The 23844-nt window shown below is 61.9% G+C and carries 25 protein-coding genes and 1 riboswitch; of the genes, 21 read left to right on the top strand and 4 right to left on the bottom strand.

Annotation, left to right across the window (positions count from 1 at the left end; translation table 11 throughout):
- Nucleotides 1-109: 109 nt before the first annotated feature.
- The 5 genes from cysM to AB3G88_RS19875 all read left to right on the top strand — a co-directional run bounded on the left by cysM (nt 110) and on the right by AB3G88_RS19875 (nt 6133).
- Complete coding sequence (cysM, locus tag AB3G88_RS19895) at nt 110-1012, top strand: cysteine synthase CysM (RefSeq protein ID WP_099584064.1); 903 nt, start codon at nt 110-112, stop codon at nt 1010-1012.
- On the top strand, nt 1012-2364 hold the full coding sequence (gene rlmD / locus AB3G88_RS19890) for a 23S rRNA (uracil(1939)-C(5))-methyltransferase RlmD (RefSeq protein ID WP_191959154.1): 1353 nt from the start codon (nt 1012-1014) through the stop codon (nt 2362-2364). Before cysM ends, rlmD begins: the two co-directional genes overlap by 1 nt.
- A gap of 121 nt (nt 2365-2485) precedes the next feature.
- Nucleotides 2486-4729: a GTP diphosphokinase gene (gene relA / locus AB3G88_RS19885; RefSeq protein WP_099584066.1), complete on the top strand. Its 2244-nt coding sequence runs from the start codon at nt 2486-2488 to the stop codon at nt 4727-4729.
- Nucleotides 4729-5562, top strand: coding sequence for a nucleoside triphosphate pyrophosphohydrolase (gene mazG / locus AB3G88_RS19880; RefSeq protein WP_099584067.1), 834 nt, complete (start codon nt 4729-4731; stop codon nt 5560-5562). Before relA ends, mazG begins: the two co-directional genes overlap by 1 nt.
- Before the next feature lie 25 nt (nt 5563-5587).
- Nucleotides 5588-6133, top strand: a complete 546-nt coding sequence (locus AB3G88_RS19875; protein ID WP_099584068.1) for a DUF2058 domain-containing protein — start codon at nt 5588-5590, stop codon at nt 6131-6133.
- Between the two features lie 99 nt (nt 6134-6232).
- Here the strand turns inward: AB3G88_RS19875 and AB3G88_RS19870 are convergent, their stop codons facing one another.
- From AB3G88_RS19870 to purM, 4 genes are all read right to left on the bottom strand, one after another.
- Nucleotides 6233-6421, bottom strand: coding sequence for a hypothetical protein (locus tag AB3G88_RS19870; RefSeq protein ID WP_003175379.1), 189 nt, complete (start codon nt 6419-6421; stop codon nt 6233-6235).
- 278 nt (nt 6422-6699) lie between these two features.
- A complete protein-coding gene (locus AB3G88_RS19865; RefSeq protein ID WP_112196394.1) occupies nt 6700-7413 on the bottom strand; it encodes a DUF3108 domain-containing protein in 714 nt (237 codons plus the stop codon).
- Nucleotides 7414-7421: 8 nt separating this feature from the next.
- Nucleotides 7422-8072: a phosphoribosylglycinamide formyltransferase gene (gene purN / locus AB3G88_RS19860; RefSeq protein WP_099584070.1), complete on the bottom strand. Its 651-nt coding sequence runs from the start codon at nt 8070-8072 to the stop codon at nt 7422-7424.
- A complete protein-coding gene (gene purM / locus AB3G88_RS19855) occupies nt 8072-9130 on the bottom strand; it encodes a phosphoribosylformylglycinamidine cyclo-ligase (protein ID WP_017527563.1) in 1059 nt (352 codons plus the stop codon). The genes purN and purM overlap by 1 nt, the downstream gene beginning before the upstream one ends.
- 343 nt (nt 9131-9473) lie before the next feature.
- Between purM and AB3G88_RS19850 the strand changes: the two genes are divergently transcribed.
- From AB3G88_RS19850 to AB3G88_RS19775, 16 genes are all read left to right on the top strand, one after another.
- Nucleotides 9474-10514 carry a DUF2066 domain-containing protein gene (locus tag AB3G88_RS19850; RefSeq protein WP_099584071.1) on the top strand — a complete coding sequence of 347 codons (1041 nt, stop codon included), beginning with the start codon at nt 9474-9476 and terminating at the stop codon, nt 10512-10514.
- 35 nt (nt 10515-10549) lie between these two features.
- Nucleotides 10550-11623, top strand: coding sequence for an AI-2E family transporter (locus tag AB3G88_RS19845; protein ID WP_032887781.1), 1074 nt, complete (start codon nt 10550-10552; stop codon nt 11621-11623).
- Nucleotides 11624-11826: 203 nt separating this feature from the next.
- On the top strand, nt 11827-12531 hold the full coding sequence (hda, locus tag AB3G88_RS19840; RefSeq protein ID WP_099584072.1) for a DnaA regulatory inactivator Hda: 705 nt from the start codon (nt 11827-11829) through the stop codon (nt 12529-12531).
- Between the two features lie 213 nt (nt 12532-12744).
- On the top strand, nt 12745-13389 hold the full coding sequence (locus AB3G88_RS19835; RefSeq protein ID WP_099584073.1) for a C40 family peptidase: 645 nt from the start codon (nt 12745-12747) through the stop codon (nt 13387-13389).
- A 144-nt stretch (nt 13390-13533) separates the two neighbouring features.
- Nucleotides 13534-14070: a C40 family peptidase gene (locus AB3G88_RS19830; RefSeq protein ID WP_112196391.1), complete on the top strand. Its 537-nt coding sequence runs from the start codon at nt 13534-13536 to the stop codon at nt 14068-14070.
- Nucleotides 14071-14117: 47 nt separating this feature from the next.
- Nucleotides 14118-14371: riboswitch (cobalamin riboswitch) on the top strand.
- Between the two features lie 79 nt (nt 14372-14450).
- Nucleotides 14451-15062: a cob(I)yrinic acid a,c-diamide adenosyltransferase gene (gene cobO, locus AB3G88_RS19825; protein ID WP_101272377.1), complete on the top strand. Its 612-nt coding sequence runs from the start codon at nt 14451-14453 to the stop codon at nt 15060-15062.
- A complete protein-coding gene (locus AB3G88_RS19820; protein ID WP_480451288.1) occupies nt 15059-16423 on the top strand; it encodes a cobyrinic acid a,c-diamide synthase CobB in 1365 nt (454 codons plus the stop codon). Before cobO ends, AB3G88_RS19820 begins: the two co-directional genes overlap by 4 nt.
- The gene (gene bluB / locus AB3G88_RS19815) at nt 16420-17070 is read left to right on the top strand and encodes a 5,6-dimethylbenzimidazole synthase (protein ID WP_480451286.1); all 651 of its coding nucleotides are present in this window, start codon (nt 16420-16422) and stop codon (nt 17068-17070) included. The genes AB3G88_RS19820 and bluB overlap by 4 nt, the downstream gene beginning before the upstream one ends.
- Nucleotides 17067-17975 carry an adenosylcobinamide-phosphate synthase CbiB gene (cbiB, locus tag AB3G88_RS19810; protein ID WP_099584078.1) on the top strand — a complete coding sequence of 303 codons (909 nt, stop codon included), beginning with the start codon at nt 17067-17069 and terminating at the stop codon, nt 17973-17975. The genes bluB and cbiB overlap by 4 nt, the downstream gene beginning before the upstream one ends.
- Nucleotides 17968-18957 (top strand): threonine-phosphate decarboxylase CobD, encoded by a 990-nt coding sequence (cobD, locus tag AB3G88_RS19805; protein WP_112196388.1) that lies wholly within the window; start codon nt 17968-17970, stop codon nt 18955-18957. Before cbiB ends, cobD begins: the two co-directional genes overlap by 8 nt.
- Complete coding sequence (locus AB3G88_RS19800) at nt 18954-20405, top strand: cobyric acid synthase (protein ID WP_480451283.1); 1452 nt, start codon at nt 18954-18956, stop codon at nt 20403-20405. The genes cobD and AB3G88_RS19800 overlap by 4 nt, the downstream gene beginning before the upstream one ends.
- Before the next feature lie 82 nt (nt 20406-20487).
- Complete coding sequence (gene cobU / locus AB3G88_RS19795; RefSeq protein ID WP_112196387.1) at nt 20488-21009, top strand: bifunctional adenosylcobinamide kinase/adenosylcobinamide-phosphate guanylyltransferase; 522 nt, start codon at nt 20488-20490, stop codon at nt 21007-21009.
- The gene (gene cobT, locus AB3G88_RS19790; protein ID WP_480451281.1) at nt 21006-22061 is read left to right on the top strand and encodes a nicotinate-nucleotide--dimethylbenzimidazole phosphoribosyltransferase; all 1056 of its coding nucleotides are present in this window, start codon (nt 21006-21008) and stop codon (nt 22059-22061) included. Before cobU ends, cobT begins: the two co-directional genes overlap by 4 nt.
- Entirely contained in the window at nt 22058-22633 is a 576-nt protein-coding gene (cobC, locus tag AB3G88_RS19785) for an alpha-ribazole phosphatase family protein (protein ID WP_480451279.1), read from the top strand. Before cobT ends, cobC begins: the two co-directional genes overlap by 4 nt.
- A gap of 2 nt (nt 22634-22635) precedes the next feature.
- On the top strand, nt 22636-23364 hold the full coding sequence (locus AB3G88_RS19780) for an adenosylcobinamide-GDP ribazoletransferase (RefSeq protein ID WP_112196384.1): 729 nt from the start codon (nt 22636-22638) through the stop codon (nt 23362-23364).
- A 42-nt stretch (nt 23365-23406) separates the two neighbouring features.
- A complete protein-coding gene (locus AB3G88_RS19775; protein WP_099584085.1) occupies nt 23407-23811 on the top strand; it encodes a MarR family winged helix-turn-helix transcriptional regulator in 405 nt (134 codons plus the stop codon).
- Nucleotides 23812-23844 lie beyond the last annotated feature (33 nt).

Raw genomic sequence — 23844 nt, 5'->3', positions numbered from 1 at the left:
CCCCAGTCACCTTATTCCTTTAAGCCATAAGCACCGCACTTTGCGTGATATGGCCCGCCGGCCTTTCCCGGTATGATGTGCGCCCCGCAGTCTGGATTGCGAATACGCCATGACCTTGCAGTACCCTACAATCGCCGATTGCGTCGGCAACACGCCCCTGGTCCGCTTGCAACGCATGGCGGGTGAAACCAGCAATACCCTGTTGCTCAAGCTCGAAGGGAACAACCCCGCAGGCTCGGTCAAGGACCGCCCGGCGCTGTCGATGATCACCCGTGCCGAATTGCGCGGGCAGATCAAGCCTGGCGACACCTTGATCGAAGCCACCTCGGGTAACACCGGGATCGCCCTGGCCATGGCCGCTGCGATCAAGGGTTACAAGATGGTGTTGATCATGCCCGACAATGGCAGCGCCGAGCGCAAGGCGGCGATGACCGCCTATGGCGCCGAGCTGGTGCTGGTGACCCAGGAAGAAGGCATGGAAGGCGCTCGCGATCTTGCTGAGCGCATGGCCGCCGAAGGCCGTGGCCAGGTGCTGGACCAGTTCGCCAATGGGGACAACCCCGAGGCGCACTACACCAGCACCGGCCCGGAGATCTGGCGCCAGACCCAAGGCACCATTACCCATTTCGTCAGCTCCATGGGCACCACCGGCACCATCATGGGCAACTCGCGCTATCTCAAGGAGCAGAACCCGGCGATCCAGATCGTCGGCCTGCAACCGATGGAAGGCTCGGCTATCCCTGGCATTCGCCGCTGGCCCGAAGAGTATCTGCCGAAGATCTACAACGCCACGCGCGTGGATCGCATCATCGACATGGCCCAGCGCGAAGCCGAAGACACCACCCGCCGCCTGGCCCGTGAAGAAGGCATCTTCTGCGGCGTGTCCTCCGGCGGCGCCGTGGCCGGTATGTTGCGTTTGTCCAAGGAAGTGGAAAACGCGGTGATCGTCGCGATCATCTGTGACCGAGGCGACCGTTACCTGTCGACCGGCATTTTCGACGAACCCAACTGATGGCCAAGCACGAGAGAGGCCTGCGCTTCCAACCGACGGGCGGCAGCCGGGCCCCACAGATCCCCGTGGGCAAGAAGCAGCGCCTGACCATCGAGCGCTTGGCCAATGACGGCCGTGGCATCGTGTTCTTTGAAGGCCGCACCTGGTTCGTCAATGGCGCGCTGGCTGGCGAAGAAGTCGAAGCACGGGTGCTGGGCGCCCACGGCAAAGTGGTCGAGGCCCGCACCGAGCGGGTGTTCAAGGCCAGCGAACTGCGCCGCCCGGCGCCGTGCGCCCACGTTGGCCGCTGCGGCGGTTGCAGCGTGCAGCACTTGCCCCACAACGAACAACTTGCCCTGAAACAGCGCATGCTCGCCGAGCAACTGTCCCGTGTGGCCGGTGTCGAACCGCAAGAGTGGGCCGCGCCGTTAAGCGGCCCCGAGTTCGGTTACCGACGCCGTGCCCGCGTGGCCGTGCGCTGGGATGCCAAGGCGAAAAAACTCGAGGTGGGTTTCCGCGCAGTGGCCAGCCAGGACATCGTCGCCATCGACGATTGCCCGGTGCTGGTACAGGCCTTGCAACCGATCATGCAACGTCTGCCGAACATGCTGCGGCGTCTGAGCAAGCCTCAGGCACTGGGGCATGTGGAGTTGTTCAGTGGCTCGTCCGTCGCCGTGTTGCTGCGACACATGGCGCCGTTGTCGGAAGCGGACCTGCTGATCCTGAAAGAATTCTGCAGTTTCCATGAAGCCCAATTGTGGCTGCATGGCGAAGGCCAGCCGGAACCGGTTGAGCCCGATCAGTCACTTGGGTTTCGATTGGACGCCTGGGACCTGGCGCTGGCGTATCGACCAGGGGATTTTGTCCAGGTCAACGCCGGGGTCAACGAGGCGATGGTTGCCCAGGCCCTGGACTGGCTGGCGCCGCAGCCCGATGAACGGGTGCTGGACCTGTTTTGTGGGCTGGGCAACTTTGCCCTACCACTGGCAAAACAGGTGCGAGAAGTGGTGGCGGTGGAAGGTGTGCAGACCATGGTGGACCGGGCCGCACAGAACGCTACCAGCAACAATTTGCATAATGCGCAGTTTTTTCAGGCCGATTTGTCCCAGCCTTTGACTGACGCAGATTGGGCCAAACAGGGCTTTTCTGCGGTACTCTTGGATCCACCCCGCGATGGTGCCCAAGAGGTTGTGCGCAAGCTCGCCACCCTGGGGGCCAAGCGCCTGGTGTATGTGTCCTGCAACCCGGCGACGCTGGCGCGGGACACGGTTGAGTTGGTCAAGCAAGGCTACCGGCTAAAACGTGCCGGGATCCTCGACATGTTTCCGCAGACAGCGCATGTCGAGGCCATGGCGTTATTTGAAGCGGGCTAGGATGCCCGTTTAATCCGACTGGCCTGCATTCTCCAAGGCCGTGATCTGCCAGGGAGTTTGCAGCAAAAGGTCGGCATGATTTTTGGCGCATCCAAGGTGCGTCGTAGGGAAGGTAAGCAAGATGGTACAGGTGAGAGCACACCAGCCGATCAACACTGACGGCAGTATCAACCTGGAGGCATGGCTGGATCATGCCATCAGTGTCGACCCGGCACTGGACCGTGAAGCCTTGAAAGCAGCCTGCGAGTTCGCTCGCGAGTCTGAGCAACAAGACAATGCGGCCAAGAACCTGTGGGCCGAAGGCACTTCCAGCTTTCGCACCGGGTTGGAGATCGCCGAGATCCTTGCCGATCTCAAGCTGGACCAAGATTCGCTGATCGCCGCCGTGCTTTATCGCGGCGTGCGTGAAGGGCACATCCAGTTGCCGACCGTCAGCCAGCGTTTCGGCGCCGTGGTAGCCAAACTGATCGACGGCGTGCTGCGTATGGCCGCCATCAGCGCCAGCCTCAGCCCGCGCCAGTCCATGGTGCTGGGCACCCAGGGCCAGGTCGAGAACCTGCGCAAGATGCTGGTCGCCATGGTCGACGACGTGCGCGTCGCTCTGATCAAACTGGCCGAACGCACCTGCGCAATCCGTGCTGTGAAAACCGCCGACGACGAGAAACGCAACCGCGTCGCCCGCGAAGTCTTTGACATCTACGCGCCGTTGGCCCACCGCCTGGGCATCGGCCATATCAAATGGGAGTTGGAGGACTTGTCCTTCCGCTACCTGGAACCTGATCAATACAAACAGATTGCCACGTTGCTGCATGAGCGGCGGCTCGACCGTGAGCGCTTTATCAGCGACGTGATGGGCCAGCTGCGCGCCGAGTTGCAGGCCACCGGTGTCGACGCCGACATCAGCGGCCGCGCCAAGCACATCTATTCCATCTGGCGCAAAATGCAGCGCAAGGGCCTGGCCTTCAGCCAGATCTATGACGTGCGTGCGGTGCGCGTGCTGGTGCCGGAAATGCGCGACTGCTACACCGCGCTGGGCATCGTCCACACCCTGTGGCGGCACATTCCCAAGGAGTTCGACGACTACATCGCGAACCCCAAGGAAAACGGCTATCGCTCGCTGCACACGGCGGTGATCGGCCCCGAGGGCAAGGTGCTCGAAGTGCAGATCCGCACCCATGCCATGCACGAAGAAGCAGAGCTGGGCGTGTGCGCGCACTGGCGCTACAAGGGCACCGACGTCAAGGCCGGGTCCAACCAGTACGAAGAGAAAATCTCCTGGCTGCGCCAAGTGCTGGAATGGCACGAAGAACTCGGCGACATCGGCGGCCTGGCCGAACAACTGCGGGTGGATATCGAGCCGGACCGGGTCTACATCTTCACCCCCGACGGCCACGCCATCGACTTGCCCAAAGGCTCCACGCCCCTGGACTTCGCCTATCGCGTGCACACCGAGATCGGCCACAACTGCCGTGGCGCCAAGATCAACGGGCGCATCGTGCCGCTCAACTACAGCCTGCAGACCGGTGAACAGGTCGAGATCATCACCAGCAAGCACGGCACGCCGAGCCGCGACTGGCTGAACCCGAACCTGGGCTACATCACCACCTCGCGGGCGCGGGCGAAGATCGTCCATTGGTTCAAGTTGCAGGCGCGGGACCAGAACGTCGCTGCCGGCAAAACCCTGCTCGAACGCGAACTGGGCCGCCTGGGCCTGCCTCAGGTGGACTTCGACAAGCTGGCCGAAAAAGCCAACATGAAGATCGCCGAAGACATGTTTGCTGCCCTCGGGGCTGGCGACCTGCGCCTGGCGCAACTGGTCAACCTGGCCCAGCAACTGGTCGAGCCGGAACGCGGCAACGAACAGCTTGAGCTGATCCCGCGCAAAGCCACCGGCTATAAGCCCGGCAAGCGCGGCGATATCCAGATCCAGGGCGTGGGCAACCTGCTGACGCAAATCGCCGGTTGCTGCCAACCGTTGCCCGGCGACGCCATCGTCGGCTACATCACCCAAGGCCGTGGCGTCAGCATTCACCGCCAGGACTGCGCCTCGGTGCTGCAACTGGGCGGGCGCGAGCCGGAGCGGATTATCCAGGTCAGTTGGGGCCCGGTGCCGGTGCTCACCTACCCGGTGGACATCATTATCCGCGCCTACGACCGTTCCGGCTTGCTGCGAGACGTGTCGCAAGTGCTGCTCAACGAGCGGATCAACGTGCTGGCGGTCAACACCCGCTCGAACAAAGAGGACAACACCGCATTGATGTCCCTGACCATCGAGATTCCGGGATTGGACGCATTGGGCCGGTTGCTGGGGCGGATTTCCCAGCTGCCGAACATCATCGAGACACGGCGTAACCGCACACCATGATGTATTCGCTGGAAGACCTGCTGCACTTGATGAGCCGCCTGCGGGACCCGAAATACGGGTGCCCGTGGGACATCAAGCAAACCTACGCGACCATCGTCCCGCACACGCTGGAAGAAGCGTATGAAGTGGCTGACGCCATCGAGCGCGGCGACTTCGATCACCTGCAAGGTGAGCTGGGCGACTTGTTGTTCCAGGTGGTGTATTACAGCCAGCTGGCGCGGGAAGAAGGGCGTTTCGAATTTGCCGGAGTGATCGACAGCATCACGCGCAAGCTGATCCGACGCCATCCTCACGTGTTTCCCAGCGGCGATCTGTACGCGCCGCTGGATACCCCGCAGTTGAGCGAAGAGCAGGTCAAGGAACGCTGGGAGCAGATCAAAGCCGAGGAGCGCGCGGAAAAATCCGACGCGCCGGAGCAATTGTCCCTGCTCGATGATGTGCCCACCGCGCTGCCGTCCTTATCCCGTGCCGCCAAGTTGCAAAAGCGCGCCAGCCAGGTTGGTTTCGACTGGCCATCGGCGTTGCCGGTGGTGGACAACGTGCGCGAAGAGTTGGATGAAGTGCTAGAAGCCATGGCCGATAACGACTCGGTGGCCATTGCCGATGAAGTCGGTGACCTGCTGTTTGCGGCGGTCAACCTGGCCCGTCACCTCAAGGTCGACCCGGAAACCGCGCTGCGTGGCGCCAATGCCAAGTTCGAACGACGTTTCCGATTTATCGAACAGGCATTGCGCGACACCCGTCGTCCCATAGAAGATTGCACCCTCGAAGAGTTGGACGCCCTGTGGGGCGAAGCCAAACGTCAGGAAAAGAATGTGTCCAGCTGCGGTTGAGCAGTTGCCTAAGTGAGTAAGCACCATGAGCCTTTCCCTTCGCGACCAGTTGCTCAAAGCAGGTCTGGTCAACCAAAAGCAGGCCAAACAGGTCGGCAAAGAGAAACAGAAGCAGCAGCGCCTGGTCCACAAAGGCCAGATCGAGGCGGATGACACCCAGGCTCGCCTGGCCATTGCGGCGCACGCCGAGAAGGTCAAGCGCGACCAGGAACTGAACCGCCAGCAGCAGGAAAAAGCCGAGGCCAAGGCCCGCACGGCCCAGGTCAAGCAATTGATCGAAACCTCGCGCCTGCCCAAGCTGACCACCGAGGACTACTACAACTTCGTGGATGACAAGAAGGTCAAGCGCCTGTCGGTCAACACGCTGATGCGCAACAAGCTGAGCAACGGCTCCCTGGCGATCGTGCACCACGGTGGCGGCTACGAGGTGATCCCGCGCGAAGCGGCGCTGAAGATCCAGGAGCGCGCACCGGAGCGTATCGTGCAGCTCAACATACTTACCGAAAGCCAGGTGCCGGATGAGGACGATCCATACGCGGCCTACCAGATCCCGGATGATCTGATGTGGTAAGGCTGTAAAACAACAAACCCCGCACTTAACAGGCGGGGTTTTTGTTTGCAGGCACTCCAGCTGCTGTGTGGGGCCGGGTGCCTGCGGGATTTCAGTGTTTCAGGAGCTTTGTGCCTGGCGTTTCATCTCAAGCGATTCAAGCTCGTTTTTATAATTATGAGCATCGCTCTCGTTGTGAAACATGCCGACCAGCAGGTCTTGTTGGTGTACATCCCAGATGTGAATCCCATGGCCCAAGGCTTCGTGGGACATATGTTCGTCGTCGCGTTCAGTTACTTTTACAGTCATCTGCTTGCTCCAATCTCTGGTGGGTCTGCGGCAAGTCGTCGCAGGCCTTTTTTATACGATTTGTTAGCTTGCTAAGTAAACCGCTTTAGCGGTTTATGACAGAAGTTTCATGTTGATGTCAGGCTTTGAAGAAATGTACTAGCCCCTCCCACACTTGAGAATGCGGTCGAAGGTGGGAGGGGGCTTGCCCCCGATAGCGCCAGAAGCTTCAAGGCAAAACCACCAGGCGAAAAAAAGCCCCGCATTCAGCGAGGCTCCCGTTCAGCTCATCCGCGCAATCAGTTGCCTTTGACAGCCTTGCCGTCAACGGTACCGTCCTGCAGCATGATGTTGTACTCCTTGCCGTCAGTCTCAACCTGGCGCAGGGCAACCAGGATGCCGCCCTGGTCCTTGGCAAACCACATCTGGGTGATGCGCTTGCTTTGGGTCGGGTCACGCACGCGCTCGACCTTAATTGCGTCGATGGAGCCTACTTTGGTCTGGACCTTTTCCGGGCCGATCACGCGGAAGTCGTAGGTGTCGACGTCGGTGCCTTCCACCACGTTGTAGCTCATGCTCTTCTTGCCGGCCGCCACATCGCGTTGCAATGCCAGCTGGTAGGTCGACTTGTCGAGCATGCCGCTTTGCAGGGGCACGTTGACCGGGTCTTTGTTTTCAAAGCCGGTGACTTTCTTGGCGGTCTGGTCGAAGTCCAGGTTGATCTTCTTCGCCTTGCCCAGGCCGCCGCGCTCGAAAGTGTAGCTCTTCGGTTGCAGGGCGTCCTTGTCAAACAGGATCACGCTGGTTTCGGTGAGGCTGGCGATCATCATGGAAGCCTTGAAGTTCAAGGTCCAGGTACCATCGCCATTCTTGGCCAGGCTGCGTTCAGCCGAACCACTCATGGGCAACTGTTTCCAGTCGGCGGTGTAGCTGACGGAGAAGGGGTGAAGGTCTGCCGCTTGCACGGCAGGCAAGGCGAACAGCGCAAAAGCGAAGAGCAAGGCGCGACGCATAAAATCTCCTAGGTTCGAATCAAGTGGCCGCTGGCCGCGAGTAACTGACCGTCCAATAATGCACCCTGGTCACCGAGAATCAACCGCCCTTCGGCAAACCAGCGCACAGCCAGCGGGTAAATCCTGTGTTCCTGGGTATGAACCCGTTGCGCAAGTGTCTGCGCCGAGTCGTCAGACTCTACCGGAACCACTGCCTGTACGACCAGAGGCCCGCCATCGAGTTCCTCGGTCACAAAGTGCACGCTGCAGCCATGCTCGCTGTCACCGGCGTCGAGGGCGCGCTGATGGGTGTGCATGCCTTTGTATTTGGGCAGCAGGGAAGGGTGGATGTTGAGCAGGCGCCCGTCGTAATGCCGTACGAAATCAGCGCTGAGGATGCGCATGAAACCGGCCAGTACCACGAGTTTGGGGTTGAAGGCGTCGATGAGTTCGATCAAGGCGCTGTCGAAGGCCTCGCGGCCCTCGAAAGCCTTGTGATCCAGCGAGCGGGTATCGATACCCGCGTCCCTGGCGCGTTGCAGGCCGTAGGCGTCGCTGCGGTTGGAGATCACCGCCGCGATGCGCACCGGGCTGTCGCCGGTGCGCGTGCTGTCGATCAGGGCCTGCAAGTTACTGCCGGTGCCGGAGAGCAGCACCACGACATCACAGGTCTGGGACATTAATGAGCCTTGAGGTTCTTCAGTTCAACCTGGGCCGCGCCTTCGGCAGCGGTGGCGATCTGACCGATGACCCAAGGCTGCTCGCCGGCTTCACGCAGGACGTTCAGCGCGGTTTCCACGTGCTCTTGCGCCACGCAGATCACCATGCCCACGCCGCAGTTGAGCACGCGGTGCATTTCGGTTTCGTTGACGTTGCCTTTCTCTTGCAGCCAGTCGAAGACCGCAGGACGCTGCCAGCTGGCCACGTCGACAATCGCCTGGGCGCCTTTTGGCAGCACGCGCGGGATGTTGTCCAGCAGGCCGCCGCCGGTGATGTGGGCCATGGCCTTCACCGCGCCGGTGTCCTTGATCAGCTTGAGCAGTGGCTTGACGTAGATGCGGGTCGGGGCCATCAGCAGGTCGGTCAGCGGCTTGCCGTCGAGTTGGATGTTCTCGATGTCGGCGCCGGACACTTCGATGATCTTGCGGATCAGCGAGTAGCCGTTGGAGTGCGGGCCGGAGGACGGCAGGGCGAGCAGGGCGTCGCCGGCAGCCACTTTGGAGCCGTCGATGATGTCGGCTTTCTCGACAACGCCAACGCAGAAACCGGCCAGGTCGTAGTCTTCGCCTTCGTACATGCCTGGCATTTCAGCGGTTTCGCCGCCGACCAGGGAGCAACCCGACAGTTCGCAACCCGCGCCAATGCCGGTAACCACTTGGGTAGCGGTCTCGACGTTGAGCTTGCCGGTGGCGTAGTAGTCCAGGAAGAACAACGGCTCAGCGCCGCATACCACCAGGTCGTTGACGCACATGGCAACCAGGTCGATGCCGATGCTGTCGTGCTTGTTCAGGTTCAGCGCCAGGCGCAGCTTGGTGCCCACGCCGTCGGTGCCGGACACTAGAACAGGCTGCTTGTAGCCGGCCGGGATTTCGCAGAGGGCGCCAAAACCGCCCAGGCCGCCCATGACTTCGGGGCGCGCAGTGCGCTTGGCGACGCTCTTGATGCGTTCGACCAATGCTTCACCGGCGTCGATGTCTACACCGGCGTCCTTGTAGCTCAGGGAGGGTTGCTTGCTCATGATCCAGGCCTTTAGGGGGGATTCAGGGGTAACGACCGAGCGGGCAGGCGCTTTTGGTAAAAGGCCCGGCCGGGGACGGTCTGCGAAGGCGCGCGATTTTATCAGGCTTGAGGGGCAGCGGCCATCCTCGGGCCGACGGGCAGGGCCATATAGGTTAAAAAAATGCTAATCGCCTCAGCCGTGGCGCGTATTAAGGTATAGCCTTGAAGCCGCTATCGTTATGACAGCATGAAAACTTACCAGGACCCTGTGAATGTTTTGCCGGTCGCCGTGGTCACAGCCATGGCAAACCGAGTTCACGCGGTCTGTTCCAGCCGCTAAATTTGTCGTTCGGGAATCTTCCATGCGTCTGTGTAAATTCTTCTTTGTGGGCTGCTTGTCGTTGGTCAGCCTGGCGAGCCATGCCGAAACCCTCAATGGCCTGTATCAAGTACTTGAACCCGTCACCAGCCAATCGCCCCAAGAGCGCGATCAGGCGACCCAGCGCGCTGTGCAGACCCTGGTGATCCGCCTGACCGGCGACGCCAAGGCCGCCGATGGCGCAGGCCTGGCGGCGATTCGCAAGGATCCGCAGCAAATCATCACCCAGTACGGCTACGACGCCGGCCCGCCCGAGAGCCTGCAAGTGGACTTCGACCCCGTTACTACTGACCGTGCGCTGCGTGATGCGGGCCTGTCGATTTGGGGTAGCAATCGGCCGTCGATCCTCGGCTGGTGGCTGAACGACTCCACCGAAGGCAGCAGTCTGGTGGGGGATGGCCAGACCGTTGCCCAGGCGCTGCGGCGTGCCGCGCAACACCGTGGCTTGCCGTTGCGTCTGCCGTTGGGGGATCTGGATGAACAGGTCGTCGCCACGGCGCCGAACCTGGAGAGCGCTGACGCCACGCCGTTGCGCGCCGCGTCCGAGCGCTATGGCGCTGATGCCTTGCTCGCCGTGCACGCACGTCAGGAAGGCAATCAATGGCAGGCCAAATGGCGTCTCTGGCTGGGTGAGAAGAGCGATCAGGGCACTGTGCAGGGCGCCGACACCGGCGCGGTCGCCGATGCCGTGATGCTGGCGGTCAGTCAAAAACTGGCACCGCGTTTTGCGGTCAAGCCGGGCGTGAGCACCGAACAATTGCTGGAGGTGCAGGGGATGACCCTGGAGCGTTATGCCGCACTGGGTCATCTGCTGGAGCCGTTTGGTGGCCAGCCGCAGTGGGTGGATGGCAACCGCATTGTGTACCGGGTCAATGGCAGCGCCGATCAGTTGCGTACCCAGTTGAGCCTGGCCAAGTTGCAGGAGATTCCTGCGGGTGAGGCGCAGGCCGCGCAGCCGGTCGTTGAAGGCGCGCAACCGGCTGGCGCCCCTGAGCCTCAGGCACAACTGCGTTTTCGTTGGTAACAGTTCTTCCTTATATAGAAGCAATGGAGTGGTTTATGGCGGATACGCGTCGTTGGGTGTGGCTTGGCGGGATCGTCCTGCTGTGCGTTTTTGTGTTCTTGCTGCATTCGATCCTGACGCCGTTCCTGGTTGCGTTGTTGCTGGCCTATCTGTTCGATCCGGTGGTGGATCGCCTGGAAAAAGCCGGCCTGTCGCGGACCTTGGGCGTAGTGGCAGTGTTTGCGCTGTTCACCTTGATCATCACCGCGCTGGTGCTGGTGCTGGTGCCGATGCTGGCCAAACAACTGTTTCGCCTCTATGAGCTGGCGCCGCAGATGCTCGACTGGTTGCAGCACACGGCAATGCCGTGGGCCCAGGCCAAGTTGGGGCTGTCGGACGGTTTCTGGAAGTTCGACAAGGTCAAGGCGGCGATCAGCGAGCATATGGGGCAAACCACCGATATCGTCGGTGTGATCCTCAGTCAGGCCACGGCGTCGAGCCTGGCATTGATCGGCTGGTTGACCAACCTGGTGCTGATTCCGGTGGTTGCGTTCTACCTGCTGCGCGACTGGGACATCATGATGGCCAAGATTCGTAGCCTGCTGCCGCGTGATCGTGAGGAGCGCATCGTGTCCCTGGCCGGTGAATGCCATGAAGTGCTGGGTGCATTCGTGCGTGGCCAGTTGTTGGTGATGTTGGCCCTGGGGGTTATCTACGCCGCCGGCCTGATGGCCATCGGCCTGGAGCTGGGCCTGTTGATTGGCTTGATCGCAGGTCTTGCCGCCATTGTTCCTTATATGGGCTTTGTGATTGGTATCGGTGCGGCGCTGGTAGCTGGTCTGTTCCAATTTGGCGGCGACCTGTACCCGATGCTCGGGATTGTTGCGGTGTTCATGGTCGGCCAGGCCCTTGAAGGCATGGTGCTGACGCCGTTGCTGGTGGGGGATCGGATCGGGCTGCACCCGGTTGCGGTGATCTTTGCGATCCTGGCGGGCGGCGAGCTGTTTGGCTTTACTGGTATCTTGCTGGCATTGCCGGTGGCCGCGGTGATCATGGTGCTGGTGCGCCATATGCACGATCTGTACAAGGATTCGGATGTGTACACGGGCGTCGAAGACCCCGACCTGTAACCGCTGCGTCACAAACCCGGCTCCGGCCGGGTTTGTTGTTTATGGGGTGGTGGCGTCAAACAATCCGCGTAAAACCGGCAAGTTAACGCAAACCTTTGATTTTGCTTGTGGTCTGCTGCATTGTGCACCCGGCGTCACGGGTATAAACTTTGCAAACTTTACACAGAGGCCACTAGCGGTTCGATGGGAGCCGTTCAGTCAGCATGAAACCGATTCAGCTGCCCTTAGGTGTGCGTCTGCGTGATGACGCCACCTTTATCAATTACTACCCAGGCGCCAATGCCGCTGCACTCGGCTATGTCGAGCGGCTCTGCGAAGCCGACGCCGGGTGGACTGAAAGCCTGATCTATCTGTGGGGCAAGCACGGCGTGGGGCGTACCCACCTGTTGCAGGCCGCTTGCCTGCGCTTCGAGCAGATCGGCGAGCCGGCGGTGTACCTGCCCTTGGCTGAGTTGATGGATCGCGGCATCGGCATCTTCGATAACCTTGAGCAATACGAACTGGTGTGCCTGGATGACCTTCAGGCGATTGCCGGCAAGGCCGATTGGGAAGAGGCGCTGTTTCATCTGTTCAACCGCTTGCGTGACAGCGGTCGGCGTTTGTTGATCGCTGCCTCCACCTCGCCGCGCGAGTTGCCCGTCAAGCTGGCTGACCTCAAGTCGCGCCTGACCCTGGCGCTGATCTTCCAGATGCGCCCGCTGTCCGACGAAGATAAATTGCGTGCCCTGCAATTGCGTGCCTCCCGTCGCGGCCTGCACCTCACCGACGAAGTCGGGCACTTTATCCTCACCCGCGGCACTCGCAGCATGAGTGCGCTGTTCGATTTGCTCGAACAGCTCGATCAGGCCTCCTTGCAGGCCCAGCGCAAGCTGACCATCCCGTTCCTCAAAGAAACCCTAGGCTGGTAGCCAGCCCTTTGTTTTCAAGGGTTTTGGCAAATTCCAGGCGTCAGAAAACCCGCGTTTGGGCCGGTTTGGCCACGCGAAAGGCGTCTATAGGGTGTTAAGGGCTTAGATGTCATAGTCCAAACAAGAAGTCACATAGATCACGATTGAATTTGCAAATCGATGTGATAGAGGGCATAGTCTCGGCTTCTTTACACATCAGCCACGGTCGTGCCCATGCTAAATCGCTTCGCACCCCTCGTGCCTCTCGCACTCGTTACCCTGTTGTTTGGTTGCGCCTCCCACCCTCAACAGGTGGTTGAGCAGCAAAAGCCTCAACAACATGCCCAGGCAAAATTCGTTGCAGCGCAGTCTTCCACTGTCTATCAGGAAGCTCTTTATAAAGAAGAGCAGGCAACCGAGAAAGAACTGGCCGACTTCTCCGGCAACAAGCCTTATCAGCTTCCAGTTCTGGCCGACAGCATCCTCGAACGTGGCATGTCCCTGATCGGTACCCGTTACCGTTTCGGCGGTACCTCTGAAGCCGGTTTCGATTGCAGCGGTTTCATCGGCTATCTGTTTCGTGAAGAGGCTGGCATGAACCTGCCACGCTCCACTCGCGAAATGATCAACGTGAAAGCACCGTTGGTCGCGCGCAACAACCTCAAGCCCGGTGATCTGCTTTTCTTCAGTACTGCAGGCCGTGGTCGTGTCAGCCACGCCGGTATCTACCTGGGCGATAACCAGTTCATCCACTCCAGCAGCCGTCGCAGTGGCGGTGTTCGAGTCGACAGCCTGGGCGACAGCTACTGGAGCAAAACCTTCATCGAAGCCAAGCGTGCACTCGCCATGGCCCCGACGACAGTTACCGCTAGCAAGTAAACTTAAAGTGATACTTGAAGTTTGACGTGTAAGCGCTAGAATCCCTGGACATTGTTGTAATCCGTTCGCGCGAGCCTTGCTTGCGCGTTCTGGTTTTCAGCGTTCGGCAGCGAAAGCCGCATCCAGACCAGGATTGTTTTGCACATGTCGACGTCAGCCCGCCTTGTTCTCCTCGTGTGCGCCGCGCTGCTCAGCGCTTGCGCCAGCCGTCCACCGCCCGCTCCTGTCGCGGTCAAGCCCAAGCCGGTGTTCAACTACTCCACCCAGAATTTCTCACCTGCTGCCGAAGACGTGCTCTTCCGTGCGCTGGGCCTGGTCGGCACGCCTTATCGCTGGGGCGGCAACACGCCGGACTCGGGCTTTGATTGCAGCGGCCTGATCGGCTTTGTGTTTCGCGACGCCGCCGGGATCTCCCTGCCGCGCACCACCCGCGAACTGATCGTGATGCGCGCCCAGGACGTGAGCGAGCAGAACCTGCAAACCGGCGACCTGCTGTTCTTCGCCACCGGCGGTGGTTCGCAGGTCAGTCATGCCGGGATCTACGTGGGCGAAGGCCGTTTTGTCCATGCGCCGCAAACCGGCGGTACGGTGAAGCTGGATACCTTGTCCAAAGCGTATTGGCAGAATGCCTACCTGAGCGCCAAGCGTGTGTTGCCGGGGAATCTGGCGCGCAATCCTTAAAAGCAGCTGCAAGCTTGAAGCTTGCAGCTAGCCCCTCAACCCACTAACCTTCGCCGCTTGTTCCAGGTGCTCTGTGACCCATGGGTCGACGGAGTGAAACAGGGAAGCCGGTGAGTGAGCGCGCTTGTACACAGCGCCGCCGCAATTCCGGCGCTGCCCCCGCAACGGTAAATGAGTCAAGACGCTGCTTTTGCCACTGTATCGCTCGCGATATGGGAAGGCGCAGCGTTGGCCTGTGTGCTCTCTATAAAGAGCAGCGCCACTCATGAGCCCGGAGACCGGCCTGGATCATCCAACAGCATCACGGTGGGCGATGCTTGGCTGTCTGTTTTTTCTTTTTCCTGCCCGCCGTTTTTGTCCAGCCCCAACGGAGAGCTGCCATGACCGATACCCCCGACCGCGACGAACGCCACCTGGCGCGCATGCTGCGCAAAAAAGCCGTGATCGACGAGCGCATTGCCAATTCCCCCAACGAATGCGGCTTGCTGCTGGTACTTACCGGCAACGGCAAAGGCAAGAGCAGCTCGGCGTTTGGCATGCTCGCCCGCGCCATGGGCCATGGCATGCAGTGCGGCGTGGTGCAGTTCATCAAGGGGCGCAACAGCACAGGTGAGGAGTTGTTCTTCCGCCGCTTCCCCGAGCAAGTGCGCTTCCATGTCATGGGCGAAGGTTTTACCTGGGAAACCCAGGACCGCCAGCGCGATATCGCCGCCGCCGAAGCTGCCTGGGCGGTGTCCCGCGAGCTGCTGCAAGACCCAGCCATCGGCCTGGTGGTGCTGGACGAACTGAACATCGCCCTCAAGCACGGCTACCTCGACCTGGACCAAGTGCTCAGCGACCTGCAAGCCCGCCCGCCGATGCAACACGTGGTGGTCACCGGCCGTGGCGCCAAGCCGGAACTGATCGAGATGGGCGACACCGTCACCGAAATGGGCATGCTCAAGCACGCATTCCAGGCCGGTATCAAGGCACAGAAGGGCGTCGAACTTTGAATCAGCCCCGTCATTGCCCAGCCGTATTGATCGCCGCACCGGCGTCCGGCCAGGGCAAAACCACCGTCACCGCCGCGCTGGCGCGTTTGCACCGCAACCTGGGGCGCAAGGTGCGTGTGTTCAAATGCGGCCCGGACTTCCTCGATCCGATGATCCACGAGCGCGCCAGCGGTGCACCGGTGTATCAATTGGACATGTGGATGGTGGGTGAACAGGAAAGTCGCCGCCTGCTGTGGGAAGCAGCGGGGGAGGCCGACCTGATCCTGATCGAAGGCGTGATGGGCCTGTTCGACGGCACGCCCTCCAGCGCCGATCTGGCGCGCCACTTCGGCGTGCCGGTGCTGGGCGTGATTGATGGCACCGCCATGGCCCAGACCTTTGGCGCCCTGGCACTGGGCTTGGCGCGCTACCAGCCGGATCTGCCATTCGCCGGCGTGCTGGCCAACCGCGTCGGCACGTTGCGCCATGCGCAGTTGCTTGAAGGCAGTCTCACCGAAGGCCTGCGCTGGTATGGCGCACTGTCCCGCGAGACCGGAATCGAACTGCCGAGCCGTCATCTGGGTCTGGTGCAAGCCAGCGAACTGAATGACCTCGATGCACGCCTGGATGCCGCCGCCCAAGCCTTGGGCAGCAGTTGCGAAGTCGCCTTGCCGCCACCCGTAACCTTCGCCGCGCCTGAAGTGATCGCCGCCGAGCCGCTGTTGGCCGGTGTCCGCATTGCCGTGGCCCGCGACGAAGCCTTCGCCTTTACCTACGGCGCCAGCCTCGACCTGTTGCGGGCGATGGGCGCTGAACTGACGTTTTTCTCGCCGATCCATGACCACGCGTTGCCTGACGCCGACAGTCTCTATCTGCCCGGCGGTTACCCGGAGTTGCACCACCAGGCGCTGTCTGAAAATACCCCGATGCTCGACGCCATTCGCGCGCACCACGCGGCGGGCAAGCCGTTGCTTGCTGAGTGCGGCGGCATGCTCTACCTGCTGGACTCGCTCACCGACGTCGATGGCCACCGCGCCGAACTGCTTGGCTTGTTGCAGGGTGATGCGGTGATGCAGAAAAAATTGGCGGCACTGGCCCTGCAAAGTGTCGACTTGCCGGAAGGCACATTGCGCGGGCATACCTATCACCATTCGTTGACCACGACCGCGTGGGAACCGATTGCTCGCGGCCTGAGCCCCAATGGAGGGCGCGGCGCCGAAGCGGTTTACCGGCAAGGGCGCATGACGGCTTCCTACGTGCACTTTTACTTTCCGTCGAACCCGCTTGCGGTGGCCGCATTGTTTTCACCTCTCGCAGGGGAAGGCATCCGAAATGTGGGAGGGGCGGTGCGACGATTCGATTTGCCCCCGATGAAGCCATGACCGACAACGCCTTCCCCGAGTCCGACCGCCAGGCCGTCTACCGCGCCATCGCCGAGCGTCGCGACATGCGCCATTTCAGCGGCGGCACGGTCGCCCCAGAATTGCTCCACCGCCTGCTCCAGGCCGCGCACCAGGCCCCGAGTGTGGGCCTGATGCAGCCGTGGCGTTTTATCCGCATCAGCAACCGTCACCTGCGCGGGGAGATCCAGCAACTGGTCGAAGAAGAACGTGTGCGCACCGCCGAGGCCCTCGGCGAGCGCTCCGACGAGTTTATGAAACTCAAGGTCGAGGGCATCAATGACTGTGCCGAAGTACTGGTGGCGGCGTTGATGGATGATCGCGAGCGCCATATCTTCGGCCGGCGCACCTTACCGGAAATGGACATGGCTTCGCTGTCCTGTGCGATCCAGAACCTGTGGCTGGCGGCCCGTGTGGAAGGCCTGGGCATGGGCTGGGTGTCGTTGTTCGAACCCCAGGCCCTGGCCGATCTGCTGGGCCTGCCGCCCGGCGCCAAACCCCTGGCCGTGTTGTGCCTGGGGCCGGTCGCCGAGTTCTATCCGGCACCGATGTTGCAGCTCGAAGGCTGGACCGAACCGCGTCCGCTGAGTGACATGTTGTATGAGAATACGTGGGGAGTGAGTCAATGAGTGTGGCCTTGCTGTGTGTCGCCGCAGTGGCGCTGGATGCGTTGTTGGGCGAGCCCAGGCGCTGGCATCCGCTGGTGGCGTTCGGCAATTTCGCCGGGCGCATCGAGCAGCGTTTCAACAGTGGTGGTCGTGGCTGGCGCAGCCACGGCGTGACCGCGTGGTTTATCGCCGTGGTGCCGTTGACCCTGCTGGCCACCGCGTTGTCGTGGGCGCCCTATATCGGTTGGGTGTTGGAGATCCTGGCGCTGTACTGCGCCCTCGGCATGCGCAGCCTCGGCGAACATGTAATCCCGGTGGCCCAGGCGTTGCGCAGCGATGACCTGGATGAAGCGCGCACACGGGTCAGCTACCTGGTGAGCCGCCAGACCAGCGAGTTGGACCGCACCGAAGTCGCCCGCGCCGCCACCGAGTCGGTGCTGGAAAACGGCAGCGACGCGGTGTTCGCCGCGATTTTCTGGTTTGTCGTCGCGGGCGTGCCGGGCGTGGTGCTCTACCGCCTAAGCAACACCCTCGACGCCATGTGGGGCTATCGCAATGAACGCTTCGAGCGCTTCGGCTGGGCCGCAGCGAAAATCGACGACGCGCTCAACTACATTCCTGCACGCTTGGTGGCGTTGACCTACGCCGTACTTGGCAACACCCGCCTGGCCCTCAAATGCTGGCGCACCCAAGGTCCGACCTGGGACAGCCCCAACGCCGGGCCAGTGATGGCTGCCGGCGCAGGCGCCTTGGGTGTTGAATTGGGCGGCGCTGCCATCTATCACGGCGAAGTGCACCAACGCCCGCAACTGGGCGAAGGCCCGGCGGCGGATGCCGATTCCATCGACCGAGGCTGGCAACTGGTGCAGCGCGGCGTATGGTTATGGCTGCTGATCCTATGTGCGGGGGCGCAATTCTATGCTTGAACACGGTGGCCGACTGCGCAAGGCGTCCATTCAATACGGGATCCCCGAGGCCGATTGGCTCGACCTGTCCAGCGGCCTCGCGCCCTGGCCCTGGCCGATCCCGGAGATTCCCCTGCGGGCCTGGGCGCGGTTGCCAGAGACGGACGACGGCTTGGAGCAGGCCGCCAGCGAATACTATGGTGCCGCGCATTTATTGCCGGTGGCCGGTTCCCAGGCGGCGATCCAGTTGCTGCCGCGCCTGCGCCGGTCCGGCAAGGTCGGCGTGCTGTCGCCGTGCTACGCCGAGCATGCCGAAGCCTGGCGCCGCGCCGGGTATGTGGTGCGCGAGGTGCAGGAGCAGGAAGTCGATTTCTTCCTCGATGGCCTCGACGTTCTGGTGGTGGTCAACCCCAACAATCCCACGGGCCAGAGCCTGACGCCCCAGCGCCTGCTGGACTGGCACACGCGGCTGGCCCAGCGTGGCGGCTGGCTGGTGGTGGACGAAGCGTTTATGGACGTGACGCCGGAGTTGAGCCTGGCGGGCCAGGCCCATCAGGTCGGCCTGATTGTGTTGCGTTCGTTCGGCAAGTTCTTCGGCCTGGCCGGTGTGCGTCTGGGCTTTGTGCTGGCCGAACGCAAGTTGCTCAAGTTACTTGCTGAACAGGTCGGCCCGTGGGCCGTCAGCGGGCCGACGCGGGTGCTGGGGCAGGTGTGTTTGCGCGACACCGCCGGGCATGCACGCCAGCGGGCGCGTTGCGTCGAGGCAGGCCAGCGTTTGTTCACGCTGCTTGAGCACCACAGCTTTCAGCCCCAAGGCGGCTGCGCGTTATTCCAATGGCTGATCACACCCCACGCTGAACGCATGCACGAATTCATGGCCCAGCGCGGCATCCTGCTGCGGCTGTTCGTCCACGACAGCAGCCTGCGCTTCGGCCTGCCCGACACCGAAGCCGATTGGTTGCGCCTCGACGCCGCCCTGGCCGCCTATAAGGACGCTTCATGAGTACGCTGATGGTGCAGGGCACCACGTCCGACGCCGGTAAAAGTACCCTGGTGACTGCGCTGTGCCGCTGGCTGGTGCGCCAAGGCATCGCCGTGGCGCCCTTCAAACCCCAGAACATGGCGCTCAACAGTGCCGTGACGGCCGAAGGCGGCGAGATCGGCCGCGCCCAGGCGGTGCAGGCGCAAGCGGCCAACCTGGCGCCCCACACCGACATGAACCCGGTGCTGCTCAAGCCCAACAGCGACACTGGCTCCCAAGTGATCATCCATGGCCGCGCCGTGACCACCATGAACGCCGTGGCCTATCACGACTACAAAGCCATCGCCATGCAGGCGGTGCTCGCCTCCCACGCACGTTTGAGCCAAGCCTACCCGGTGGTGATGGTAGAAGGCGCGGGCTCCCCGGCAGAGATCAATCTGCGCGCCAACGACATCGCCAACATGGGCTTCGCCGAAGCGGTGGACTGCCCGGTGCTGCTGATCGCCGACATCAATCGCGGCGGTGTGTTTGCCCATCTGGTCGGCACCCTGGAGTTGCTTTCCCCCAGTGAACAGGCGCGGGTCAAGGGCTTCATCATCAACCGCTTTCGTGGCGATATCGCGCTGCTGCAACCGGGCCTTGATTGGCTGGAAGCGCGCACCGGCAAGCCGGTGGTGGGTGTGTTGCCTTACGTGATGGACCTGCACCTGGAAGCCGAAGACGGTATTGACCAACGCCAGATCGACAAAGTGGCGCAGGTGCTCAAGGTGGTGGTGCCGGTATTGCCGCGCATCAGCAATCACACCGACTTTGACCCGTTGCGCCTGCATCCCCAGGTGGATTTGCAGTTTGTCGGGCCGGGTCAGGCGATCCCTGCTGCCGACCTGATTATCTTGCCGGGCTCGAAAAGTGTGCGCAGTGACTTGGCGTATCTGCGTGCCAATGGCTGGGATACGGCCGTGGCGCGGCACTTGCGCTATGGCGGCAAGGTGCTGGGGATTTGCGGCGGGTTGCAGATGTTGGGTGAGCAGGTGCATGACCCGCTGGGGTTGGAGGGGGGCGCCGGGTCTAGTGATGGGCTGGGGTTACTGGCGTTCACCACGACCCTGGAAGAGGAGAAGCAGTTGCGCAATGTGCGTGGGCGGTTGGTGCTGGAGGATGCAGAGGTCAGTGGGTATGAGATTCATGCAGGGGTGACGTCGGGCGATGCGTTGTCTCATGCGGCAGTGAGGCTGGACGATGGGCGCAGTGATGGGGCTTTCAGTTCTGACGGGCAGATTCTCGGCACGTATCTGCACGGCTTGTTCGAGACCCCGGCGGCCTGCATTGCGTTGCTGCGTTGGGCCGGGTTGCCGGATGTGCAGGAGGTGGACTACCACGCCCTGCGCGAGCGCGATATCGAGCGCCTGGCGGATCTGGTGGAGAACCACTTGGACACCGATTTGTTGCGCAAACTGTGTGGGGTTTAATGGTGTACTCACGGTCCAAATGTGGGAGGGGGCTTGCCCCCGATAGCGGTGTATCAGGTGCTGGTGGAGTGGGGGGCGGTTCATGCTTCAGCTGATTTTGGGCGGTGCTCGCTCGGGTAAGAGCCGACTGGCTGAGAGGCTTGCAGTTGATAGTGCGTTGCCGGTTATTTATATCGCCACCAGCCAACCGCTTGATGGCGAGATGAATGCCCGCGTTGCCTTGCATCGCGAGCGTCGTCCTGATGACTGGGGCTTGATCGAAGAGCCCGTCGAGCTGGCGCGCGTGCTGCGTGAGAATGCCGCCGCCGACCGCTGCCTGTTGGTGGATTGCCTGACCCTGTGGCTGACCAATCTGCTGATGCTCGACGACGCCGAGCGCCTGGCGTTCGAGCGTGATGAGTTGTTGCAAACCCTGGCTTCGCTGCCGGGGGAAATCATTTTTGTCAGCAACGAGACCGGAATGGGTGTCGTGCCGCTGGGCGAATTGACTCGCCGCTATGTGGATGAAGCCGGTTGGCTGCATCAAGCCTTGGCCGAGCGGTGTCAGCGTGTTGTCCTGACCGTTGCCGGCCTGCCCCTGACTTTGAAAGGTACTGCGTTATGACTGACACCTGGTGGCTCAATCCTTGTAAGGCGATTGACGCCTCGGCGTACGAACAGGCCCTGGCGCGCCAGCAGCAGTTGACCAAGCCGGCCGGTTCCCTAGGCCAGTTGGAAGCGCTGGCGGTGCAATTGGCCGGTTTGCAGGGGCAGGTCAAACCGACGGTTGATCAGCTGTGGATTGCCATTTTTGCCGGCGACCATGGTGTGGTTGCCGAAGGTGTGTCGGCGTTTCCCCAGGAAGTGACCGGGCAGATGCTGCATAACTTTGTCGCCGGCGGCGCGGCGATCAGTGTCTTGGCGCGGCAGTTGGAGGCGCAGTTGGAAGTGGTCGACCTCGGTACGGTCAACCCGTCGCTGAGCCTGCCGGGCGTGCGTCATTTGAATCTCGGCGCGGGCACTGCCAACTTCGTCAATGGCCCGGCCATGACCAGTGCCCAAGGCCGACTGGCGCTGCAAGCGGGTCGCGACAGCGTGCTGCGCGCCCGTGAAAGCGGTGCGCAGTTGTTTATCGGCGGCGAGATGGGCATCGGCAACACCACCGCCGCCAGTGCGTTGGCGTGTGCGTTGCTCGACTGCCAGGTCAGTGACCTGACGGGCCCCGGTACCGGGCTTGACGCCGCAGGTGTCAGCCACAAAGTTGCCGTGATCGAGCGTGCATTGGCGTTGCATGCCACGCAGCGCGGTGATGCGCTGGACACGCTGTTCAACCTGGGCGGCTTTGAGATTGCCGCGTTGGTAGGGGCTTATCTGGCGTGTGCCCAGGAAGGCGTGGTGGTGTTGGTGGACGGGTTTATCTGCACGGTCGCCGCGCTGGTGGCTACGCGCCTTAATCCGGGCTGCCGCGACTGGCTGCTGTTCGGCCATCGTGGCGCCGAGCCGGGCCATCGTCATGTGCTGCAAAGCCTTGATGCACAGCCTTTGCTGGAACTGGGCCTGCGGCTGGGCGAAGGCAGCGGCGCCGCATTGTCTGTGCCGTTGTTGCGCCTGGCGTGTGCGCTGCACGGGCAGATGGCGACGTTTGCCGAGGCGGCCGTGGCAGATCGTCCGGCATGACCTTGCACCTGGACCTGCTGCGCCACGGCGAAACCGAGCTGGGCGGCGGCCTGCGCGGTAGTCTGGACGATGCGCTGACCGCCAGGGGCTGGGAGCAGATGCGCGCCGCTGTGGTTGCGCAGGCGCCTTGGGACCGGCTGGTCAGTTCGCCGCTGCAACGCTGCGCGCAGTTCGCTGATGAGTTGGGGGCGCGGCTGAAGGTGCCGGTAAGTCTGGAAAAGGACCTGCAAGAGTTGCACTTCGGCGCCTGGGAAGGGCAGAGCGCGGCGGCGTTGATGGAAACCGACGCCGAAGGTCTAGGCCTGTTCTGGGCCGACCCCTACAGCTTCACACCACCCGAAGGCGAGCCGGTCAGGGATTTTTCCGAACGGGTTTTAGGCGCCGTCTCACGCTTGCATCAGGCTTATGCCGGTGAGCGGGTGCTGTTGATCAGTCATGGCGGGGTGATGCGTTTGCTGCTGGCCCAGGCCCGAGGTTTGCCTCGCGAGCAATTGCTGAGTGTCGAGGTTGGCCATGGCGGGCTGTTCAGCTTGCAAGTCTGCGCCGATGGCGCGTTGAAGGAAGGAATCTGACGATGCTGCCGTTCTGGATCGCGCTGCAATTTCTCAGCAGTTTGCCGATTCGGTTGCCGGGTATGCCGCAACCTCAGGAGCTGGGGCGCTCGTTGCTGTTTTATCCGGTGGTCGGGTTGCTGTTCGGGCTGTTGCTGTGGGGGCTGAATACGGTGCTGACGGGCGCGCCGCTGTTGCTGCATGCCGCACTGCTGCTGACGGCCTGGGTGCTGCTCAGCGGCGGCTTGCACTTGGACGGCCTCGCGGACAGCGCGGACGCCTGGCTCGGTGGTTTCGGCGACCGTGAGCGCACCCTTACCATCATGAAAGACCCGCGCAGCGGGCCGATTGCGGTGGTCACCCTGGGCTTGGTGTTGCTGCTCAAGTTCACGGCACTGGTGGCCTTGATCGAACAGCACAACGGCGCTGCACTGATTCTGGCGCCGCTGATCGGGCGGGCGTCGATGCTGGCGTTGTTTCTGACCACACGTTACGTACGTGCAGGTGGATTGGGTCAGGCATTGTCGGATCACTTACCTCGGCTTGTCGGCCAACAGGTGCTGATCCTCAGTGGGCTGGCCTGCATTCTTATCGCAGGTTTCAGCGGTGGGGTTGCGGTGCTGTTGGCGGCGATCTGCTTCATGGGCCTGCGCCAGTTGATGGTCAATCGCCTCGGCGGCACCACAGGCGACACTGCAGGGGCCTTGTTGGAGCTGCTGGAAGTCGTCGTACTGGTCGGCCTGGCGCTGTAACACTTTCTTGCATTTCCATAATCGCGGGTATATACACGTTCCATGCTTGCCTCCCAATGTTTATGCACCAACCTGCGACGTGCCGCCCGTGGCGTCAGCAGGCATTACGACGGCGCCCTCGACGGCTTCGGGATCAACGTTGCCCAGTATTCTTTACTGTGCAACTTGCAGCGTCTCGATCAGCCGAGCATCTCAAGCCTGGCGGATGCCATGGGCCTGGATCGCAGCACCTTGGGGCGTAATTTGCGGGTGTTGGAGTGCGAAGGGCTGGTGCAGTTGGTCGAGGGCAATGACCTGCGCAATCGCTTGGTGTTGCTGACCGACGCCGGTGCAGAACGACTGGCCGCCGCCTTGCCTGCCTGGGAAGCGGCGCAACAGAAATTGATCGATCAACTCGGCGCGGATAAACGCGAAACCTTGTTGGCCTTGCTGGATGAACTCGCCTGAAGGTGAGTTTGTTCGAACACAAGCGGGTATATA

It is taken from the genome of Pseudomonas arvensis (assembly GCF_056688935.1).
The sequence above is the reverse complement of the archived record's forward strand: the minus strand, read 5'-3'. Positions and strand labels throughout refer to the sequence as shown.

What these genes read in the sequence shown, in the direction of transcription:
- AB3G88_RS19870 (WP_003175379.1), bottom strand. Translation starts at nt 6,421, where the DNA reads ATGACTGTAAAAGTAACTGAACGCGACGACGAACATATGTCCCACGAA.
- relA (WP_099584066.1), top strand. Translation starts at nt 2,486, where the DNA reads ATGGTACAGGTGAGAGCACACCAGCCGATCAACACTGACGGCAGTATC.
- cobT (WP_480451281.1), top strand. Translation starts at nt 21,006, where the DNA reads ATGACTGACACCTGGTGGCTCAATCCTTGTAAGGCGATTGACGCCTCG.
- AB3G88_RS19850 (WP_099584071.1), top strand. Translation starts at nt 9,474, where the DNA reads ATGCGTCTGTGTAAATTCTTCTTTGTGGGCTGCTTGTCGTTGGTCAGC.
- purN (WP_099584070.1), bottom strand. Translation starts at nt 8,072, where the DNA reads ATGTCCCAGACCTGTGATGTCGTGGTGCTGCTCTCCGGCACCGGCAGT.
- cbiB (WP_099584078.1), top strand. Translation starts at nt 17,067, where the DNA reads ATGAGTGTGGCCTTGCTGTGTGTCGCCGCAGTGGCGCTGGATGCGTTG.
- mazG (WP_099584067.1), top strand. Translation starts at nt 4,729, where the DNA reads ATGTATTCGCTGGAAGACCTGCTGCACTTGATGAGCCGCCTGCGGGAC.
- AB3G88_RS19875 (WP_099584068.1), top strand. Translation starts at nt 5,588, where the DNA reads ATGAGCCTTTCCCTTCGCGACCAGTTGCTCAAAGCAGGTCTGGTCAAC.
- hda (WP_099584072.1), top strand. Translation starts at nt 11,827, where the DNA reads ATGAAACCGATTCAGCTGCCCTTAGGTGTGCGTCTGCGTGATGACGCC.
- purM (WP_017527563.1), bottom strand. Translation starts at nt 9,130, where the DNA reads ATGAGCAAGCAACCCTCCCTGAGCTACAAGGACGCCGGTGTAGACATC.
- rlmD (WP_191959154.1), top strand. Translation starts at nt 1,012, where the DNA reads ATGGCCAAGCACGAGAGAGGCCTGCGCTTCCAACCGACGGGCGGCAGC.
- AB3G88_RS19775 (WP_099584085.1), top strand. Translation starts at nt 23,407, where the DNA reads ATGCTTGCCTCCCAATGTTTATGCACCAACCTGCGACGTGCCGCCCGT.
- cobD (WP_112196388.1), top strand. Translation starts at nt 17,968, where the DNA reads ATGCTTGAACACGGTGGCCGACTGCGCAAGGCGTCCATTCAATACGGG.
- AB3G88_RS19865 (WP_112196394.1), bottom strand. Translation starts at nt 7,413, where the DNA reads ATGCGTCGCGCCTTGCTCTTCGCTTTTGCGCTGTTCGCCTTGCCTGCC.
- AB3G88_RS19845 (WP_032887781.1), top strand. Translation starts at nt 10,550, where the DNA reads ATGGCGGATACGCGTCGTTGGGTGTGGCTTGGCGGGATCGTCCTGCTG.
- AB3G88_RS19835 (WP_099584073.1), top strand. Translation starts at nt 12,745, where the DNA reads ATGCTAAATCGCTTCGCACCCCTCGTGCCTCTCGCACTCGTTACCCTG.
- cysM (WP_099584064.1), top strand. Translation starts at nt 110, where the DNA reads ATGACCTTGCAGTACCCTACAATCGCCGATTGCGTCGGCAACACGCCC.
- cobC (WP_480451279.1), top strand. Translation starts at nt 22,058, where the DNA reads ATGACCTTGCACCTGGACCTGCTGCGCCACGGCGAAACCGAGCTGGGC.
- bluB (WP_480451286.1), top strand. Translation starts at nt 16,420, where the DNA reads ATGACCGACAACGCCTTCCCCGAGTCCGACCGCCAGGCCGTCTACCGC.
- cobU (WP_112196387.1), top strand. Translation starts at nt 20,488, where the DNA reads ATGCTTCAGCTGATTTTGGGCGGTGCTCGCTCGGGTAAGAGCCGACTG.
- AB3G88_RS19780 (WP_112196384.1), top strand. Translation starts at nt 22,636, where the DNA reads ATGCTGCCGTTCTGGATCGCGCTGCAATTTCTCAGCAGTTTGCCGATT.
- AB3G88_RS19800 (WP_480451283.1), top strand. Translation starts at nt 18,954, where the DNA reads ATGAGTACGCTGATGGTGCAGGGCACCACGTCCGACGCCGGTAAAAGT.
- cobO (WP_101272377.1), top strand. Translation starts at nt 14,451, where the DNA reads ATGACCGATACCCCCGACCGCGACGAACGCCACCTGGCGCGCATGCTG.
- AB3G88_RS19830 (WP_112196391.1), top strand. Translation starts at nt 13,534, where the DNA reads ATGTCGACGTCAGCCCGCCTTGTTCTCCTCGTGTGCGCCGCGCTGCTC.